This is a genomic window from Bradyrhizobium sp. CSA207 (genome assembly GCF_029051685.1).
In the GTDB taxonomy this organism is placed as follows: Bacteria; Pseudomonadota; Alphaproteobacteria; order Rhizobiales; family Xanthobacteraceae; genus Bradyrhizobium.
Map to the genome: position 1 here is coordinate 73618 of NZ_JAACFT010000008.1, position 17869 is coordinate 91486.

The window sequence follows — 17869 nt, forward strand, 5'->3', positions numbered from 1 at the left end:
TCTGGTCAGGATGGTGTGAGCAGCGCGGGCAAGGCGAACTGGGCGAACGGAAGGCACGCGGCGATATCATCCTCGCCGTACCAGTCCGCCTCGTGGAGCAGGTTGAGCGAGCCGAGCGTGCGGCCGCGCCAGCGCACGGGCATGTTGAGCACGCTGGCGCAGCCGAGCGAGGCGATCAACTCGTGATCGGAAAACACGGTGCGGAGATCGTCCTGTGTGCGCCCGATATAGGCTTCGCCGCGGTCAAGAACGGCCTCGGTCCAGGTGCCCGGCGCCAGGCGCTTGCGGCCGCCGGCAGGATACGGGCCGGGGAGATTGGAATAAACCCGCGCCGCTTCGCCGCTGTGGTCGTCATATGTCAGGATCGTGAACAGCTTGTGCCCGATCGCCGCCTTCACGGCGTCGTCGAGCGCCGCGAACAGCGCATCCGGCTGATCCGGCCTGCCCTGCGCGGCCGCAACGGCGCAGAGCAAGGGATCGGCGCGATGTCGCGTCCGGATCATGCGGCTTCACCGGCCGCAATCTCTTCCAGCGAACGGCCGCGCGTCGGCACCCCCATCAGCACCACGGTGAGCGCACCTAACAGCAGCACGCTGGTGGTGAGGCCAAACACGCCGGCGAAGCCGAAATTGGGATAGAGATAGCCGACCAGGATCGGCGAGACGATCGCGCCGATGCGGCCGATCGCGGAGGCGAGTCCGGCGCCGGTGGTTCTGACCGCCGTCGGAAACACCTCGGCGGTGTAGGCATAGACGCCCGCATAGGTGCCGTTCATGAAGAAGGACAGCAGGATGCCCGCCAGCATGATGTGCTGGTCGCTCTGCGCGAAGGCGAGCCCGAGCGCGCTGACGCCGCCGAGCACCATATAGGACGCAATCGTCGCCTGCCGGCCGACGCGCTCGTTGAACCAGGCGGCGCTGAAATAGCCGGGGATCTGCGCGCAATAGATCGCGATCGAGTAGGCGAAGCTCTTGGTGATGCTCATGCCGTTCTGGACCAGAAGCCCGGGGATCCAGACGAAGAACGAATAATAGCTGAAGGTGATCGCAAGCCACATGATCCAGGTCATGATGGTGATGCGCGCCTGCCGGCCCGCCAGCAGCGCCGCGAAATTGGCGAGCAGGGTCCCGGCAGTCCCGACCGGCGCTATGGCTTCGACGACCGGCTGCGGCAGCACAAGGCCGTTGCGCGCAAAGCCTGCCTCGATCCTGTCCAGGATGGCTTCCGCTTCCTTCTCCCGTCCGCGGCTCTCGAGCCAGCGCGGCGATTCCGGCAAGGCCCTGCGCCACCACAGCAGCATGACGACCGGCACCGCCGTGATGACCAGCACGATGCGCCAGCCGTTCTCATAGGCGGGAACGATGAAGTAGCCGAGCAAGGCGGCTGCGACGAAGCCGAAGGAGAAGAAGCCGGCCAGCGCGCCGGTGAAACTGCCGCGGTAGCGCCGCGCGACGAACTCCGCCAGGTAAGGCGCGATGATCGCGCTCTCCGCGCCGGTGCCCATGCCGGCGACGACACGGGCGACGAAGAAGGCCGGCCAAGTGTCGACGGTCGCACTGACAATCGATGCGGCGCAGTAGAGCGCCAGCGCCGACATCATCACCGCGCGGCGGCCGATCAGGTCGCCAAGCGTGCCGGCGAGCAGCGCGCCGAACAGGAAGCCGATATAGGTGCTGCTGCCGAGCACGCCGATCTGGACGCTTGAGAGATTCCATGCGGTGCGCAGCACCGGCAGGATGAAGGCCAGCACCGCCGCGTCCATTGCGTCGAACGCGTAGCCGAGCCCGCCCATCAGCAGCAGGTGCGTGTGGAAGCGTGCAAACGGAAGGCGCTCGATGCGAGCCGATATCATCGACATGAAAAGTCCCCCTCGATTCCGACGGCCCGGCACGCCGCGTCAGGGAACCATAGACAAAGTGACATTATCGTCATAATTTATAATCATGATCTAATATATCACTGTGGTGAATGTGCTCCGTGTTATTCCGCGCGCTCGACCTCAACCTCCTGAAAGTCTTCGAGGCGCTGATGACCGAGGGCAGCGTCACCCGCGCCGCCAACGCGTTGACGATGACGCAGCCGGCCGTCAGCAACGCGCTGGCGCGGCTGCGCGGCGCACTCGGGGACCCTCTGTTCGTGAGGTCAGGCACTGGAATTCGTCCCACCCAGCGCGCCGTGGTGCTGTGGCAGCCGATCGGCGAGGCGCTGGAGAGCGTGCGCGGCGCGCTCGACGAGCAGGTCTTCGATCCTGGTCGCGCGCAGACCGAATTCACCCTGTCGATGTCGGACTACGTGGCCTCACTGGTGATGCCGAACCTGCTGAACCACCTCAGTGAGACGGCGCCGAAGGCACGCGTTCATACCGTGCCCAACACCATCCTGGAGATCGCCGATCAGCTCGAGGACAACCGGGTCGACTGCGTGTTGAGCGTTTATGTCAACGAGGCGCAGCAGCCGGCCGCCATTCGCTCACGCTCGCTGTGGACCGTCGACTATGCCTGCTTCATGCGGCGCGACCATCCATTCGCCGCCAAAAAGCGGCTGAGCACGCGCGCTTTCCTCAACGCCCGGCATGTCGATGTGAGCCTCGCCGGCAAGACCCTGCCGTCCTACGACCTCTTCCTTGCCTCGCGCGGGCTGTCGCGCAATTTGGTCGCAACCGTCAATCATTACAGCGCCGCCTACGAGATCGTGCGGCAGTCCGACCTCATCGCCGTACTGCCGCGCGATCTGCGCTCGCAGTCCCGCCATGCGCCGCTCCTGCACGCGATGCCGCTTCCGCTCCAGGCGCCGCCGCGCATCGTCAGCCTGTTCTGGCACCAGCGCAACGACACGGTCCCCGCGCAGCGCTGGCTGCGCGATACCCTGGTCGGGATGTTCGCCAGATCGGACTGACCGGGTCAGCCCTTCAGCGCGGTGACCACCACCTCGATCAGCGCGCCGCCGCCGAGATCGGCGACACCGACGGTGGCCCGCGTCGGCAGATTGTCACCGAAGAACTCAGTCCAGACTGCATCCATCTCCTTTTTCTTGGACAGATCCGTGACGAAGATCGAGGTGCTGACGACGCGGCTCTTGTCCGTGCCCGCCTCCTTCAGATAGCCGGCGATCTTGCCGAGGATGTTGCGGGTCTGCTCGCCCATCGAGACAGAGGTGTCGTCGGCGATGGTGCCGCCGATGAAGACGAAGCCGCCTGCCTCGACGGCGCGGTGCATGATGGGCGTGCGGATGCTGCGGGTGATGCTCATGATGTCCTCTTGTTCTAGAGCGTGGGAGAATGAAAGCGGTCGATGCTGAGATCGCCGATCCGGGTCTGGGTGCCGCCATTGACGATCAGCTCCGCCATCACGGCGCCGGCGCCGGGGCCGAGCTGGAAACCGTGCAGCGAGAAGCCGAACTGGTGATAGAGGCCCCTGTGGCGTGCACTCGGCCCGAACACCGGAAGATCGTCCTTAGTCTTCGCCTCGATGCCGGCCCAGGCCCGCATGATCGTCGCATCGCGCATCACTGGAAACAGCTCAAACACGGTGCGAGCGCTGGTCGCGAGGCTCTTCCAGTCCAGCACCGTCTCGTTGCGATCCTGATAGGGCGTCGCCAGATGGCCGCCGCCGATCAGCACGGTGCCGTTCTTGAATTGCTTGAAGGAGAGTTTTCGCCCGCGCAGGATCACGACGGGGTCGATGAAGTGCGGCACGCGCGAGGTGATCATCAGCATCGGCGCCACGGTCTCGACCGGCACCGGCTCGCCGAGCGCAGCGGCGATTGTTCCGGCCCACGCGCCGGCGGCGTTGACCAAGACCGGCGCGGTGTAGCTCTGGGCGCCGACATCCACGTGCCAGATGCCATCGCTATGCCGGATGTTCGTGGCGGCCGTACCCTCATGCACGGTCGCGCCGAGCTGCTCGGCCTTGCGACGGAAGGCTGTCGTCGCCTGCGCCGGATTGGCCGCGCCGTCGCGGCGCGAGACCACACCGCCGGGACAGGTGTCGGCCACGGCAGGCACCAGCCGCCGCAACTCTGTCGCATCGATCAGCTCCTCATGGACAAAGCCAAGCGCATTGAGCTCCGCCACGCGCGCGCGGCAGGCGGCGAGCTCATCCTCGTTCTCCGCGACGAGCACCTGGCCGTGGCTCTCAAAGCTGCAATCGTCGTCGAGGAGATCGGTGATCTTCTCCCAGATTCCCATCGAGCGGATCGAGAGCGGGATTTCGGGGATGTGCCGCGCGAGCTGGCGCACGCCGCCGGCATTGACGCCGGAGGCGTGCCGGCCGGCATAGTCTTTCTCGATCAGCACCGGCTTCAGGCCGGCGAGGCACAGATGAAGCGCCGTGGAGCATCCGTGGATGCCGCCGCCGACGACGATCGCATCCACGTGTCTTGTCATCCGCGCACCACCGCCTTGACATCGGCTTCGGTCTTCGGGACGGCGGCGAGCTCGGCGAGCGTGATCGGCTTCACCGGCGCGCGCAGCCGGTAATAGCCGATCTCCTGCGGGCTCTTGGCCCGAGCCTGCGCCATCAGCTCGGTGACGGTGAGGCCGCAGAGCCGGCCTTGGCACGGGCCCATGCCGGTGCGGCGATAGGCCTTGAGCTGATTGGGTCCAGTCGCGCCGATCGCGACGGCATCGAGAATGTCCTTGGCAGTAACCTCCTCGCAGCGGCAGACGATGGTGTCGCCCGAGGGAATGCGGAACTGCGGTGCCGGCCGGAACAGCGTGTCGAGGAAGATGCGTCCGCGCTCGGCCTTGGCCAGATCGGCCCGCAACGCCGCCATCGGCGTCAGCTTCGCTGCGACCGCAGGGGCCAGCGCCTCCACCGCCGCGCGCGCGGCGATCCGGCCGCGCACCACGGCCGCGCCCGCGCCGCCGATGCCGGCGCCGTCGCCGGCGATCGCGATACCGGCGACCGACGAATTGCCGCTCGCATCGAGCACCGGGGACCAGCACAATTGCAGATCGTCCCAGCGATGCTCGATGCCGGCCGCCATCGCCAGATTGACGTTGGGCACGACGCCCTGATGCAGCAGCAGCAGGTCCGCAGGGGTGGTCTCGCGCTTGCCACCGGCTACATAGTTCACACTCGCGAGCTGGCCGTCACCGGACGCGGCAAGCTCCGTGACGCCGGAGACAACCTGCACCTTCGCCCGCACCTCGCGCATCATCGCAAGTCCCTTTGCGAAATAGGGCGAGGTCAGGAAAGCGAAGACGTGCGGAAGCGCGGCGAAATAATTGCCGCGCTCGGTGGTGTCGAGGATGCGGTCGATGCGGCCGCCGAGGCGCAGGATCTGTGCGGCGAGCAACCAAAGCAGCGGCCCCTGCCCCGCGATCACCGTGCGGCCATCCGGCACCAGGGCCGATGATTTGAGCATGGTCTGCGCGGCGCCGGCGGTCATCACCCCCGGCAGGGTCCAGCCCGGAATCGGAAATGGCCGCTCCAACGCGCCGGTGGCGAGGATCACGCGCCTTGCCTTGACGAAGGCGGAAGCACCGCCGACGGAGACGGCGATCTCGAGATTGCGGTCGAGGCTCCAGACCGTGGCACGCTGGATGATCTCGGCATCACTCGTGCGTAACGCCTGCACGAGGTCGGCGCCCACCCAGTAGTCGGCGCCGAGCTGATTGCGCTCGGTCACAGGCGTCGAGGCGATGGCGCGATAGACTTGGCCGCCCGGGCCGATGTTCTCGTCGAGCAACAGGGTTAACAGGCCGGCTTCGGCCGATGTCGCCGCGGCGGCGAGCCCCGCGGGCCCGGCTCCGACCACGACGACGTCGTAGGCTTCGCGCTTGGGAGCCATGGTCATTTTCCGATCTCCCGCTTGCCCTTCTGGATCTCGATTCTCATGCCCTCGGCGACGGGCACGAGGCAGCCCTGGCGGTTGCCGACGCCATCGATGGTGACGAGACAGTCGAAGCACACGCCCATCATGCAGTAGGGCAGACGCGGCGCGCCGCTCACTGCGGTCGACCTCCGCACGTCGCGGCTCGAGGCCAGCAACGCAGCAGAGACGGTGTCGCCCTGGCGCGCCGTGATGGCCGTGCCGTCCACAAAGATTTGCACTGGCGGTCGCTTGTCCTGTTCGGATCGCTTGAACATGGGATGCCTCTTGGCTCCTTCTCAAAATCTCTAATAGCCGCTGGTGTTCGCCGCGCCCGCGCCGAAGCGGCTGGCCGAGAACGCCCCGACCAACTCCGGTTCGAGCGCGCCTTGGGCGACCATGCGCGCGATCTCGAAGGTGTGGTTGGAGGCGAGCGTCACGCCGGAATGGCAGCAGGCGACGAAAGCGCCGGGATGGGTTTCCGACTGGTCGTAGATCGGAAAGCCGTCCTGCGGCATGACGCGGATGCCGGCCCAGCTCCTGACCACGTTGAGCCGCGCCAGATGCGGGAACATGCGCTGCGCGCGATCCGCCATCACGGCGCTGACGGAATGCTTCAGCGCGCGATCGTCGAGCTCGTCCTCCTTGCTGTCGCCGATCATCACCGTGCCCTCGTCGGTTTGGCGGATCGTGGTCAGCGGATGCGGCAGGAACGGCATGGTCCGCTCGGTCACCACGATCTGGCCGCGGGTCGGGCCCATCGGTGCGTAGAGACCGACCATCGGCGCCAGCGTCTGGTTGGCATTGCCGGCGGCGAGCACGACTTTGCTGGCGCGAAGCTCGCCCTTTGGCGTGGTCAGGCGGAATTCACCGCCGCTCTTGCTGATCGCCGAGACCGGACGCTCCGGAAGATAGTCGATGCCGAATGCCTTGAAACCGGTGTGGAAGGCACGGAACGTGCGCAGCGAGTTGACGTGGCCGTCGAGCGGACAAAAGCTGCCGCCGGAGACCTCCGGACCGATCAGCGGCAGCGCCTTCTTCACCTCGGAGGCCGGCAACATCTCCATCTTGTAGTCGGCGGCACCAGCCTGATTGTGCATGCGCTTGACGAGCTCGGTGCGCTGGCCGAATTCGTCCTCGCCAAGCGTCAGATGGAAGCCGCCATTCTGCTGAAGCGCGACGTCGAGCCCCGTCTGCTGCTTCAACTCCGCCGCAAGCCTGCTCCATGCCTGTGACGCCTGCACGGTCCAGACCGTATAGGCCGGCATGCCCAAGCCCTTGCTCTGCACCCAGACCAGCGCAAAGTTCGCGCGCGAGGCGCGCTTGGTGATGTCGCCCTCGTCGAGCACGGCCACGCTCTTGCCGAGCCGGCCGAGGCCCCAGGCGATGGCGGAGCCGAGCAATCCGCCGCCGACGACGGCGACGTCGTAATCCCTAGAAGCTCCGTTCCGATTGAATCGGAACGGAACTTCAGATTCTTGTTTAGACGCGTTTTCTTCACGCGAACCGGCGTCCACTTCGCTCGAAAACGCTCTAGACATGAGTTCTCCTATCGTCCCGTGTCGCCCTTGCCGGCGAGTACGCGGTCGAGCCCGTAGAAGCGGTCGAGCAGAATGAGGGCGGTCATGGTGATTGCGATCACGCAGGCCGAGACCGACGTCACCAGCGGATCGATGTTGTCCTGGATGTAGAGGAACATGCGCACCGGCAGCGTCTCGGTGCCGGGTGCAGCAAGGAAGACGGTCATGGTGAGATCGTCGAAGGACTGGATGAAGGCCAGCGCCCAGCCGCTGATGACGCCGGGCAGGATCAACGGCAGTGTGACGCGCCGAAACAATGTCCAGCCGCCGGCGCCGAGCGAGACCGCCGCCATCTCGACCGCGAGGTCCATGCCGGTCGCAGCCGCCAGCGTCAGCCGCAGCGCGAACGGAAACACGATGATAACATGCGCGATGATCAGCGCTGCAAAGCTTCCGCCCATACCGGCCGAGGTGAAGAAGCGCAGAAAGGCGATGCCGAGCACGACATGCGGGATCATCAGCGGCGACAGGAACAGCGCCGCGAGCGCATCGCGGCCGCAGAAACGATAGCGCGCGATCGCCAGCGCCGCCGGGACCGCGAACAGCAGCGCGACGAAGGACGACAGCGCGCCGAGACCAAGGCTGACCCAGAAGGCATGGATGAATTCTGGGTAATTGGCGATTGTCCTGAACCAGCGCAGCGAGAAGCCGTTGGTCGGCAGCGACAGATAGCCTTCCGGCGTGAAGGCGACGAGGCAGACCACCAGGATCGGCGCCACCATGACGATGACGAAGATGGCGTGGAAGACCAGCGCGAGCGGTCCGTTCCGTCTCATCGGAACACCTCGGCATAGCGCCGCTCGATCAGCGCGTTGCTGCCGACGACGATCAGAACCAGCGCCACCAGCAAGAGCGTGGCGACCGCAGCCCCGAGCGGCCAGTCCAGCGTGTTGAGAAACTCGTCATAAGCGAGCGTCGCTGCGACCTTGAGCCGGCGCCCGCCGATGATCGCCGGCGTTGCGAAGGCGCTGGCCGACAGCGAGAACACGATGATCGCGCCCGACAGCACACCCGGCATGATCTGCGGCATGATGATGCGGCGGATGATGGTCACGGGGCTCGCGCCGAGCGACAGCGCGGCATTCTCGATCTGCGGATCGAGCCGCTGCAGCGCCGCCCACACCGACAGCACCATGAACGGCATCATCACATGCGCCAGCGCAACCACCATGCCTGTTTCGGTGAACATGAAGGGAATGGGGGAGCGGATCAGCCCGGCTGACATCATGAGCTTGTTGACGAGCCCATTGTTGCCGCCGAACAACAGCGCCCATCCAAGCGTACGCGCCACGACGGAGATCAGCAGCGGCCCGAGAATGACGAGCAGGAAAAAGCTCTTCCAGCGTCCGCTCATGCGGTTGAGAATGTAGGCTTCGGGCGCACCCAACACCGCGGTGAGCAGCGTGGTCAGGATCGCGATGCGAAAGGTTCGCCCGAACATCTCGGCGTAATAGGAATCGGTCGCGATCTCGCGCCAGTTCTTGAGGATGAAGACGGGCTCGATGCCCTTGTACTGGCCCCAATCGTGGAACGACAGCATCACCGTCATCGCCAGCGGAATCAGCAGCACGCCGACGAACAGCATCAAGGCAGGCGCCGTCAGCGCCCAGGGCGCACGCGCACTGCGTTCCTCGGCGGCCGTGCTCATGCGGAGGCTCCGCGCACGCTCATGTCCTCCGGACGCCAGGCAAGGCGAACGGCCTCGCCTTCGACCGGCTGGGACTGGCCGTCATTCTGGCGGATCACGATCGCCGGACCGCATTCGCTCTCGCATTGAAACAGCCAGTGATTGCCCTGGAAGATGCGGGTGACGATTTTTGCCGTGAGGCCAGCATCGCCGAACCCGATCCGTTCGGGACGAATGCTGACCGTCACGGGGCCACTGAGTCCGGCAGGCGCCGGCGCGCTCCACGAGCCGGCGATCAATCGCGCAGGCGCACTGGTCCGATCGATCGTCGCGGCAAAATCGTTGGTCTTGCCGAGAAACTGCGAGACAAAGGCCGAGGCCGGACGCTCATAGGTCTCTTGCGGGGTCGCGATCTGCTCGATGCGGCCCTGGCTCATCACAACGATGCGGTCGGACAGCGACATCGCCTCGTTCTGGTCGTGTGTGACCAGGATCGTGGTGGTGCCAATGGTGCGCTGGATCTGGCGCAGCTCGATCTGCATCTCCTCGCGCAGCTTCGCGTCGAGATTCGACAACGGCTCGTCGAGCAGCAGTACGCTCGGCTTGATCACCAGCGCACGCGCCAGCGCCACGCGCTGTTGCTGGCCGCCGGACATGCGGCGCGGGTGACGGTCCTCATAGCCGGCGAGCCCGACCATCGCGAGCGCGGCGCGGACGCGCTCGGCCCGCTCACCGCGCGCCACCTTGCGCATCTCGAGGCCAAAGGCGACGTTCTCCGCCGCGGTCATGTGCGGGAACAGCGCGTAGCTCTGGAACACGATGCCGAGCCCGCGCTTGGCCGGATGGATCGCGGTGAGGTCCTTGCCCTCGAGGCGGATCACGCCGCGCGTGGGATCAAGGAAGCCCGCGATCATCTGCAACGTCGTGGTCTTGCCGCAGCCGGAGGGGCCGAGGAAGGAGATGAACTCCCCCTTACCCACCGCAAGACTGAAGTCGTCGACCACAGTCTGCGCCCCGAACTGCTTGGCGACCCGATCGAGCTCGAGATAGGCCACGGCACTGTCTCCGGTGTGACCGATCAGCGCTCGACCTCGCGATTCCAGCGCTTGGTCCACTCCTCGCGCTTCTCGTTGATCACCGTCCAATCCGGATTGTAGAGCTTTGCCGCGCGCTCGCCGATCGGCGCCATCTTGCCGAGCTCCGGCGGAATCACGAGCGATTTCAGCACCGGGCCGTAGCCGTAGTCCTTCAACAACACGAGCTGGATTTTTGGGTCGAGCAGCATCTTGATGAAGCTCGAAGCCAGCGGCGAAGCGTTGGGCTTGGTGATGGGACAGGCGGTCGTCAGCAGCGTTGCCGCGCCTTCCTTCGGGTAGACGAAGTCGACCGGAAAGCCGGTGTTGGCAAAGCTCTGCACGCGGCCGGTGCCCCACACCGCGATCGCGGCCTGGCCGGACTGGAACAGCTCGGTCATCTTGCCCGGCGACGGCTCATAGGCCAGCACGTTCGGATTGATGTCGTTCTTGAAGATCTTGAAGCCGGAATCGACATTGGACTCGCCGCCGCCGTTCATCTTCGACAGCATCACCAGCGCCTCTAGGCCGTAGGTGTTGTTGATCGGCGGGATGACGAGCTGCTTGGCGTATTTCGTATCCTTGAGGTCGTTCCAGGAGGTTGGCGGCGCCCAGCCCTTCTCCGCAAACACCTTGGTGTTGTACATCAGGCCGGTCGCGACGATGCCGATCGCGACGGCGCGATCGTCCTTGAAGCGGGCGGTGTCGTAGAGACCGGCCGGCAGGCCGTCGAGCTTGCCGCAAAAGCCGAGCTGGATCGCCTGATACATCGGGCCGTCGTCGACGATGGCAACGTCGATCTGCTGATTGCCCTTCTGCGCCTGGAGTTTTGCCAGCGTGTCGGTGGAATTGCCGGCGACGTATTCGACCTTGACGCCGTTCTCCTTCTCGAAGGACGGGATCACCTCGTCGCGGATCGTCTTCTCGAACGAGCCGCCGTAGCCGGCGACGTAGAGCGTTTTCTGCTGCGCCGAGGCGATCGACGGGGCGGCGGCGAGCGCTGCGATGCTGACCGCTGTCAGAAGGCGAAAAGTCTTCATGTGGTCCGATCTCCAATACCGGGATGAGGTGACGTGCCGATGAGTCTCGCGAGGCCAAAACGCATCCCACCTGTCCTTCGGCGCAATTCCCCTCTGTCCAGGGCTCCGGCCCCTGCCCAGCGGTATTGCTGCAATCCGGAGAGCTTCGAAGCCCTCCAGATTGCCGAAAAAGCGGGCTGTCTCCAGCTCTGATGAAAAAGATCGCAAACCTTCACTTCCATCGTCCAATGAATAATGGCACCTTCTGCATGCCTAAATATTATGAATGGAAATCAGAATGGCGCGGATCAATTCGCGGCAGGTGGAAGCTTTCCGCGCGACCATGCTGACGGGTAGCGTGACCGAGGCAGCGGCGCTGATGGCGGTGACCCAGCCAGCGGTCAGCCGCCTGCTGCGCGACTTCCAGGCGCTGCTTAAGATGGAGTTGTTCGAGCGGCGCGGCACCGGGCTGGTGCCGACTGCCGCCGCAACCGCGCTTTACACCGAAGTCGAACGATCGTTCGTCGGCCTCGAACGCATCACCGCCGCCGCCGAGGAGATCCGCGGCCGCCGCACCGGCTCGCTGCGGATCGCTGCACTGCCGGCGCTGTCGAACGGCTATTTGCCGCGGCTCGCCGGACATTTCCTCAAAGAGCGGCCCAACCTCAACCTCGCCTTCTTCGGCGTGATCTCGCCGATCGTGGTCGACTGGGTGCTGAACAATCAATGCGACATCGGCTTTGCCGAGGTGCCGATCGCCCATTCCGGCCTGCCGAGCCTGCGGCTGCCGTCACTGGCGCGCGTCGCGGTGCTGCCGACTGGACATCGGCTGGCCAAAAAAGAAGTGCTGGAGCCGCGCGATTTCGAGGGTGAGACGTTCATCTCGCTGTCAGCGGGGTCGTCAAGTCGCCACCTCGTCGACCAGGTCTTTCACCGCAGCGACGTCCGCCGCGTGCTGCGGGTCGAGACGACGCTGTCGGAGATCATGTGCGGCATGGTGTCGTCGGGGCTCGGGGTCTCGATCTGCGATCCCTTCACCGCGCAGGAATTCTCCACCCGCGGCGTCGTCGTGCGCCGCTTCCTGCCGCGCATCGACTTCGAATTCTCCGCCGTCTTTCCCGCGCAGCGCAGCCCCTCACCGGTGGCCCTGGATCTCGTCGAGACCATGCGCAAGGCGCTTGGAGAATTCGAGGATCAAAACGGAATGGCGTTGGGTTAGACGATGCAAGCCGCGGGCTCGTTCAACCTCTCCCGCTTGCGGGAGAGGTCGGCGCGTAGCTCCGGGTGACGGCTATCTCCACACGGGGAGTGTCCCGTTGTGGAGAGAGCCCTCTCCCCCGCCCTCTCCCGCAAGCGGGAGAGGGAGCGCACTTTCTTCGTGGCGACCCGAAGCGCCTCAGCCGTTGAACGCGGCCTGTGCCTCCGGCAAATCCCAGATCTTGCCGATCGCCGCGGTGCCTGCAGCCGTAATTGCCGCTTCATCCGCGCCGAGATAACGGCCGGCATCGACCAGCACGCGGCCATCGACAACGACCTGATCGATATTGGCGCGGTTGGCGAGCGCGATCAGCGCACGGCGCGGGTCGAACAGCGGTTGAAGATGCGGATGGGTGAGGTCGACGACGGTGAGGTCGGCGGTTGCGCCCGGCTCGATCCGGCCGAGATCCGGCCGCCTGATGACGTCGGCGGCAACCGCCGTATTCGCCTCGATCAGCTCCGGCGAGTTGGCGACATCGGCGCGCTGCGAAGTGGTCTTGGAGATGAATGAGGCGGCGTTGAGCTCGCCGAGCAGGTCCATGTTGTAGCCGTCGGTGCCGACCACGGTGCGGACGCCGTGTTCTGCGAACCGGCTGAAGGCTGCGGTGATGCCGGCGCGCGCAAACACCCGGGGGCAGTTCAGCACGGTCATGCTGCGCGCCGCCATCAGCTTGAGATCGTCATCTGTGCTGAACATGCAATGCGCCGCCATCAGGTCCGGCGCAAGCAGGCCGAGCCAGTCCAGATATTGCGCTGGCGTGCGGCCGCCATAGCGCTTGCCGATGGTCTCGACCTCGGCGCGGCTCTGCGCCATGTGGGTGGTGATGGGCACGCCAAGCTCGCGCGCACGCGTCGCGCAAGCCTTCAGCAAATCCGGGCCGCAAGTGTCGGTGGCATGCGGGCTCATCGCAAGGCCGATGCGGCCGTCGCCGCGATTGTTCCAGCGCTGATAGAGCGCGTCCCAGGTCACCATGTCGGCGGTGCCGTCGTCGCCGGCATAGTGGACCACGCCATCGGGGCCGGCCTTGGCGTCTGAGGTGGAGAAGAGATAGGGCGCGCCGTAGAAGCGGATGCCCATCTCCTCGGCGGCATCGAACATCTCGGGAATCGAGTTGCGGAATGGCTCCATCACCGTGGTGGCGCCACCTTTGAGAAGCTGGAGGACGCCGAGCCGCGCCACCGCGAGACGTTCCTCCGCCGACAGCAGATCGGCGCCGCGCTTGGTCAGCGGCAGCAGTACCGTATAGACGATGCTCTGGTTGTTGCGGCGGCCGTTGCCGTCCTCGGTGTGGCTGCGCGCCACCGCCTCAGAGAAGCAGTGATTGTGCAGGTTCAACAGGCCCGGCAGCACGAAGCGGCCGGGGCGATCGTAGACCTGATCCGCGCTCGGCCTGTCGCGCGTGACCGCGGCGATCTTCTTGCCTTCGATCAGGACCCAGTGGTCGCGCAGAACGTCCTGCGCGCCGTCCTTGCGTGACAGCACATAGCTGCCGAAGATTGCGATCGTGCTCATGCGGGGCGTACGTTCCAGAAGACGGCGGTGCCGTCGAGAATGCCGGTGATGGCCTTGCGATAGGCGGTCGGCTGCTTGTACAGGCCGATCGGAATATAGGGGATTTCCTCGAACGCCACCGCCTGAATCCCGCGGCAGATGCGCTGCTGCTCGGCGAGCTCGGAGGCGGCCAGCCATTGGCTGCGCAGACCGCCCATCTTCTCGCTCGCATACCAGCCGGCGACCTTGCCCTCGCCGCGCAGATTGGTATTGCCGGCCGGGTTGAGCCAGTCGATGCCTTGCCAGTTGCCCACCGCAGCGCTCCAGCCGCCCTGCCCGATCGGATCCTTCTTAAGCTGGCGCTGCAATATCACGGCGAAATCGAGCCCAGCATATTCGACGTTCATGCCGGCCTTGCGCAGGCTGTCGACCGCGATCTCGCCAAGCGGCTTCTGCGCGAGCGAGTTGGTGGGCACCAGCAGCACGATCTTCTCGCCGTTATAACCGGCGGCCTTCAGGTCGGCTTTAACCTTGGCGTAGTCGCGCGGGCCGCGGAAGACATCGAGGCCGACCTCGCTCGCCATCGGCGTTCCCGGCGCGAAGTAGCCGATCGGCGACACCTGAAACGCCGGGTCGGTACCGGCGACTGCCGTCATGAACGCGGACTGATCGATCGCCCCCAGCAGCGCGCGGCGGATGGCCGGATTGTCGAACGGCGGCTGGAGGTGATTGAGGCGCAGCATGCAGGCGTAACCTCTGGGATCGAGGATGCGCGTCTCGATGTCGCCGGCGGCCTTGATGACGGGAAGCAGGTCGTGCGGCGTGGTTTCCTGCCAGTCCTGTTCGCCGGTCTGGAGCGCGGCGACGCCGGTGCCGGCATCGGGCGTGGTGGTCCAGACCACGCGGTCGTAATGCACGATCTTCGGTCCCGCGGTCCAATCCGGCTTGCCGTCGGTGCGTGGCTGGTAGCGCTCGAAGTGGGCATAGGCGTTGCGGGCGCCCTGCACGCGCTCGTCGGCGAGATAGCGGAACGGACCGCTGCCGACCACCTCGGTCAGCGGCTTGAACGGATCCTGGCTCGCTAGCCGCTCCGGCATCATGAAGCAGGCGTTGATCGCGGCCTTGCCGAGCGCCTGCGTCAGCAGCGGGAACGGCCGCTTGAGGCGGAAGCGGATGGTACGGTCGTCGGCCGCCGAGAGTTCGTCAGTCGCTTCCATCAGCTCGCCGCCAAAGCCGTCGCGCGCGGCCCAGCGGCGGATGCTCGCGACACAGTCGCGCGCAAGCACGCGTGCGCCATCGTGCCAGAGCAGGCCATCGCGCAGCGTAAGGTCCCACTGGAGCTGGTCACTGGAGACGACGTGGCCGGACAGCATCTGCGGCGAGACCTGAAGCGAGGAGCTCATGCCGTAGAGCGTGTCGTAAACCATGAAGCCGTGGTTTCGCGACACCTGCGCGGTCGAATAGATGGGATCGACAAAGGCGAGATCGATCACCGGAATGAAGCGCAACGTGGTCTGCGCTTCGGCGCGCACGATGCCCGGAAACGAGAGCGCCGGGACGGCAGCTGCAGCCTTCAACAAGGAGCGGCGGGAGACGGGCATTACGAGGGGCTCCTGACGAGATCGAACTGCATCATTGGCATTTCAGGCGTTCAACAAAACCGCACCGATCGCAGCCGCGACCGCCTGCTGCGCCGGCTCGACCACGGGCACGCCGATGGCCTCCGCGATCGCAGACCGATGCGCGGCCATGCCGGCGCAGCCCATCACCACGACATCGGCGCGGCACTGCGTGACCAGCGCGCGGCCGGCCTCGATCAACCTGCCGCGAATGTCAGCGCCCGCCGTTTCCGCAGCACTGGCGCCCACCGACCAGCTTCCGGCATAGCGGCTGTCGACGCCCATCAGCCGCACCATGCGCTGCTGGCGGCGAATGCTCGACGGCGACAGCGCGATGATTCCAAAGCGTTCGCCGAGCATCAGGGCGCGAAAAATCCCGCACTCGGCGATGCCTATCACGGGGCGGCCGCCCGCCGCCTCGCGCACCGCATGCAGGCCGGGGTCGCTGAAGCAGGCCAGCACGAAGGCATCCGCATCATCGCGCGCGACGCGGCTCACAAGCGGCATGACCACGCTGTCAGCATCGCGCTGCGAGCTGATGCCGGGCGGCCCCTCGGCAAGGCCGACCACATCGATCTCCGGTCCGCCTGCGATGCGCAGCGGTGCGACCGCATCGTCGATCGCCGCCGTCACCGACGCGGAGGAGTTCGGATTGATGACGAGGATGCGGCGACGGGTCATGGCGCTGCTCAACGGTTGGCCGCCTCGTGGCGCAGGAAGTTGGCCGCAATCTTCTCGCCGGTCGTGATCCACACGTCGGGGCACGATTTCGCGTAGGTCAGGAATTCGCGCAGCAGGCGCAGCCGCATCGGGCGGCCGCTGCATTGCGGATGCAGCACCGTCGTCACCATCGCGCCCCAGTCCCTGGTTTCGTCGAGCTCGTCCTTCCAGATCGAGAGCACATGCTCCTTGGGGAAGATCGAGCGCGGGCTGAAGCGGGCGGAGAGGCCGTGCATCCAGTCGTCATAGCTTGCGGTCACCGGCAGCTCGATCGTGCCGGGCTTGCCGTCGGCCAGGCGATGGCGATAGGGCCGTACGTCATCGCGGAACGAGGACGTGTAGACGATGCCGTGGCGCACCAGCGCGGCGCGCAGCTCCTCGGTGAACTCGCCATAAGGGGCGCGGTAGCCGGTCGGCCTGACGCCGAGCCGGCGCTTCAGCGCCTCGAAGCCGCGCTCCAGCTCCTCCTCGATCCAGGGATCGCCGGGATCGGGCAACAGGTGATGATAGCCGTGATGGCCGATCTCGTGACCGGCCTTGAGGATGGATTCGGCCATCGCCGGATGCGCGTCGACCGACCATCCCGTGACGAAGAAGGTGGCCTTGAGATCGAGCTGATCGAGCAGCTCCAAGAGCTTCGGCGTACCGACGCGCGCCTCGTAGCCGCCATAGCTCATGGTGATGAGCCGCTGTGCATGCACGGCGTCCTTGCTCGTCCACGCGCTCTCGGCATCCACGTCGAACGACAGGAACATTGCCGAGGTATGGGATTTCGGCCAGGGATAGTCCGGCGCGGGATCCGCGGTGTTGGCCGGAACGATCGGGATGCTCTGGAGTGCCTTACTGTCCAGCATTGATGGTCGCCTTCTCTATTGCGTTATCGCTCAGTTTCCATTTCGCCAGCAGCGTCCGATAGGTGCCGTCGGCGATCAGCGCATCGACGGCCTCCAGCATGGCTTGCTGCAGCGCCTTTTCCTTGACCGGCAGGGCAATGCCGGTGAATTGCCGCGCGATCGCGGTGCCGACCGGCGCATAGGCGCCGGGTTCGAGATCCATGATGTAGGGCAGCGTCTCGTTGCCCTGCACGGCGGCGTCGATGCGGCCCTGCTTGAGTTGGGTGCGGGCGTCGGCCGAGCCGTCGGTGCCGACGACCTGGATCGGCGTGCTGCCGCAGCTCTTCTCGCTCCAGGACGTGATCATGGCCGGGAACATGGTGCGGCGGCTGGCGCCAACCTTCTTGCCGCACAGCGCGGGCATGTCCTTGAACTCGGCCGCACGCGACTGCTGCACGAAGAAGGCCGGCCCGCTCCGCAGATAATCGATGAAGGTCGCCGTCTCGTGCCGGCTGGCGTAATCGGTGAAGCCGGACAGGATCGCATCGACGCGGCCGGTCGAGATCGACGGCATGAACTGGTCGAAGCTGGTCTCCTGCCATTCGATCTTGACGCCGAGCTTGCGGCCGATCGCTTCGCCGAAATCGATGTCGAAGCCGGATAGCGTGCTGGTGGCGGGATCTCGGAACTCCATCGGCGGATAGTTCGGCACCAGCGCGATCTTGATGCTGCCGCGCTTGCTGAGCTCAGCCGGCAGCTCGATGGCCATCGCGGAGACGGTCATGGCACCAACCAGCGCCGCCGCAACGAAAAGTCTCTTCATCAACACGCCCCC

The 17869-nt window shown here is 65.7% G+C and carries 18 protein-coding genes; 2 read left to right on the forward strand and 16 right to left on the reverse strand.

Annotated features, from left to right (window positions below; translation table 11 throughout):
* Positions 1-5 precede the first annotated feature (5 nt).
* Together GWG65_RS11015 and GWG65_RS11020 are read right to left on the reverse strand one after the other, a co-directional pair.
* Positions 6-503 (reverse strand): GAF domain-containing protein, encoded by a 498-nt coding sequence (locus GWG65_RS11015; protein ID WP_275195604.1) that lies wholly within the window; start codon positions 501-503, stop codon positions 6-8.
* Positions 500-1858: an MFS transporter gene (locus tag GWG65_RS11020; RefSeq protein ID WP_275195605.1), complete on the reverse strand. Its 1359-nt coding sequence runs from the start codon at positions 1856-1858 to the stop codon at positions 500-502. Before GWG65_RS11020 ends, GWG65_RS11015 begins: the two co-directional genes overlap by 4 nt.
* Before the next feature lie 110 nt (positions 1859-1968).
* Between GWG65_RS11020 and GWG65_RS11025 the strand changes: the two genes are divergently transcribed.
* Positions 1969-2895: a LysR family transcriptional regulator gene (locus GWG65_RS11025; protein WP_275195606.1), complete on the forward strand. Its 927-nt coding sequence runs from the start codon at positions 1969-1971 to the stop codon at positions 2893-2895.
* A gap of 5 nt (positions 2896-2900) precedes the next feature.
* On the opposite strand, the gene GWG65_RS11030 is transcribed toward GWG65_RS11025, so the two are convergent.
* From GWG65_RS11030 to GWG65_RS11070, 9 genes are read right to left on the reverse strand one after another with little or no spacing between them, the layout of a single operon-like run.
* Positions 2901-3248 (reverse strand): RidA family protein, encoded by a 348-nt coding sequence (locus GWG65_RS11030; protein WP_247390723.1) that lies wholly within the window; start codon positions 3246-3248, stop codon positions 2901-2903.
* A 14-nt stretch (positions 3249-3262) separates the two neighbouring features.
* Positions 3263-4384 carry an FAD-dependent oxidoreductase gene (locus GWG65_RS11035; RefSeq protein WP_275195607.1) on the reverse strand — a complete coding sequence of 374 codons (1122 nt, stop codon included), beginning with the start codon at positions 4382-4384 and terminating at the stop codon, positions 3263-3265.
* The gene (locus GWG65_RS11040) at positions 4381-5799 is read right to left on the reverse strand and encodes an FAD-dependent oxidoreductase (protein WP_275195608.1); all 1419 of its coding nucleotides are present in this window, start codon (positions 5797-5799) and stop codon (positions 4381-4383) included. The genes GWG65_RS11035 and GWG65_RS11040 overlap by 4 nt, the downstream gene beginning before the upstream one ends.
* Entirely contained in the window at positions 5796-6092 is a 297-nt protein-coding gene (locus GWG65_RS11045) for a (2Fe-2S)-binding protein (protein ID WP_275195609.1), read from the reverse strand. Before GWG65_RS11045 ends, GWG65_RS11040 begins: the two co-directional genes overlap by 4 nt.
* A gap of 30 nt (positions 6093-6122) precedes the next feature.
* Entirely contained in the window at positions 6123-7355 is a 1233-nt protein-coding gene (locus GWG65_RS11050; protein WP_275195610.1) for an FAD-dependent oxidoreductase, read from the reverse strand.
* A gap of 8 nt (positions 7356-7363) precedes the next feature.
* Entirely contained in the window at positions 7364-8170 is an 807-nt protein-coding gene (locus GWG65_RS11055) for an ABC transporter permease (protein ID WP_275195611.1), read from the reverse strand.
* Positions 8167-9042 carry an ABC transporter permease gene (locus GWG65_RS11060; RefSeq protein WP_275195612.1) on the reverse strand — a complete coding sequence of 292 codons (876 nt, stop codon included), beginning with the start codon at positions 9040-9042 and terminating at the stop codon, positions 8167-8169. Before GWG65_RS11060 ends, GWG65_RS11055 begins: the two co-directional genes overlap by 4 nt.
* Positions 9039-10076, reverse strand: a complete 1038-nt coding sequence (locus GWG65_RS11065) for an ABC transporter ATP-binding protein (RefSeq protein WP_275195613.1) — start codon at positions 10074-10076, stop codon at positions 9039-9041. Before GWG65_RS11065 ends, GWG65_RS11060 begins: the two co-directional genes overlap by 4 nt.
* Positions 10077-10099: 23 nt before the next feature.
* A complete protein-coding gene (locus GWG65_RS11070) occupies positions 10100-11134 on the reverse strand; it encodes an ABC transporter substrate-binding protein (protein ID WP_275195614.1) in 1035 nt (344 codons plus the stop codon).
* 277 nt (positions 11135-11411) lie between these two features.
* Between GWG65_RS11070 and GWG65_RS11075 the strand changes: the two genes are divergently transcribed.
* Entirely contained in the window at positions 11412-12332 is a 921-nt protein-coding gene (locus GWG65_RS11075; RefSeq protein WP_275195615.1) for a LysR substrate-binding domain-containing protein, read from the forward strand.
* Between the two features lie 177 nt (positions 12333-12509).
* On the opposite strand, the gene GWG65_RS11080 is transcribed toward GWG65_RS11075, so the two are convergent.
* From GWG65_RS11080 to GWG65_RS11100, 5 genes are read right to left on the reverse strand one after another with little or no spacing between them, the layout of a single operon-like run.
* On the reverse strand, positions 12510-13883 hold the full coding sequence (locus GWG65_RS11080; RefSeq protein WP_275195616.1) for an amidohydrolase family protein: 1374 nt from the start codon (positions 13881-13883) through the stop codon (positions 12510-12512).
* Positions 13880-15463, reverse strand: coding sequence for an ABC transporter substrate-binding protein (locus GWG65_RS11085; RefSeq protein WP_275195617.1), 1584 nt, complete (start codon positions 15461-15463; stop codon positions 13880-13882). Before GWG65_RS11085 ends, GWG65_RS11080 begins: the two co-directional genes overlap by 4 nt.
* Before the next feature lie 42 nt (positions 15464-15505).
* On the reverse strand, positions 15506-16162 hold the full coding sequence (locus GWG65_RS11090; RefSeq protein WP_275195618.1) for an aspartate/glutamate racemase family protein: 657 nt from the start codon (positions 16160-16162) through the stop codon (positions 15506-15508).
* Between the two features lie 8 nt (positions 16163-16170).
* Positions 16171-17055 (reverse strand): polysaccharide deacetylase, encoded by an 885-nt coding sequence (locus GWG65_RS11095; protein ID WP_275195619.1) that lies wholly within the window; start codon positions 17053-17055, stop codon positions 16171-16173.
* Positions 17042-17857 (reverse strand): ABC transporter substrate-binding protein, encoded by an 816-nt coding sequence (locus GWG65_RS11100; protein ID WP_275195620.1) that lies wholly within the window; start codon positions 17855-17857, stop codon positions 17042-17044. Before GWG65_RS11100 ends, GWG65_RS11095 begins: the two co-directional genes overlap by 14 nt.
* Between the last annotated feature and the right edge of the window lie 12 nt (positions 17858-17869).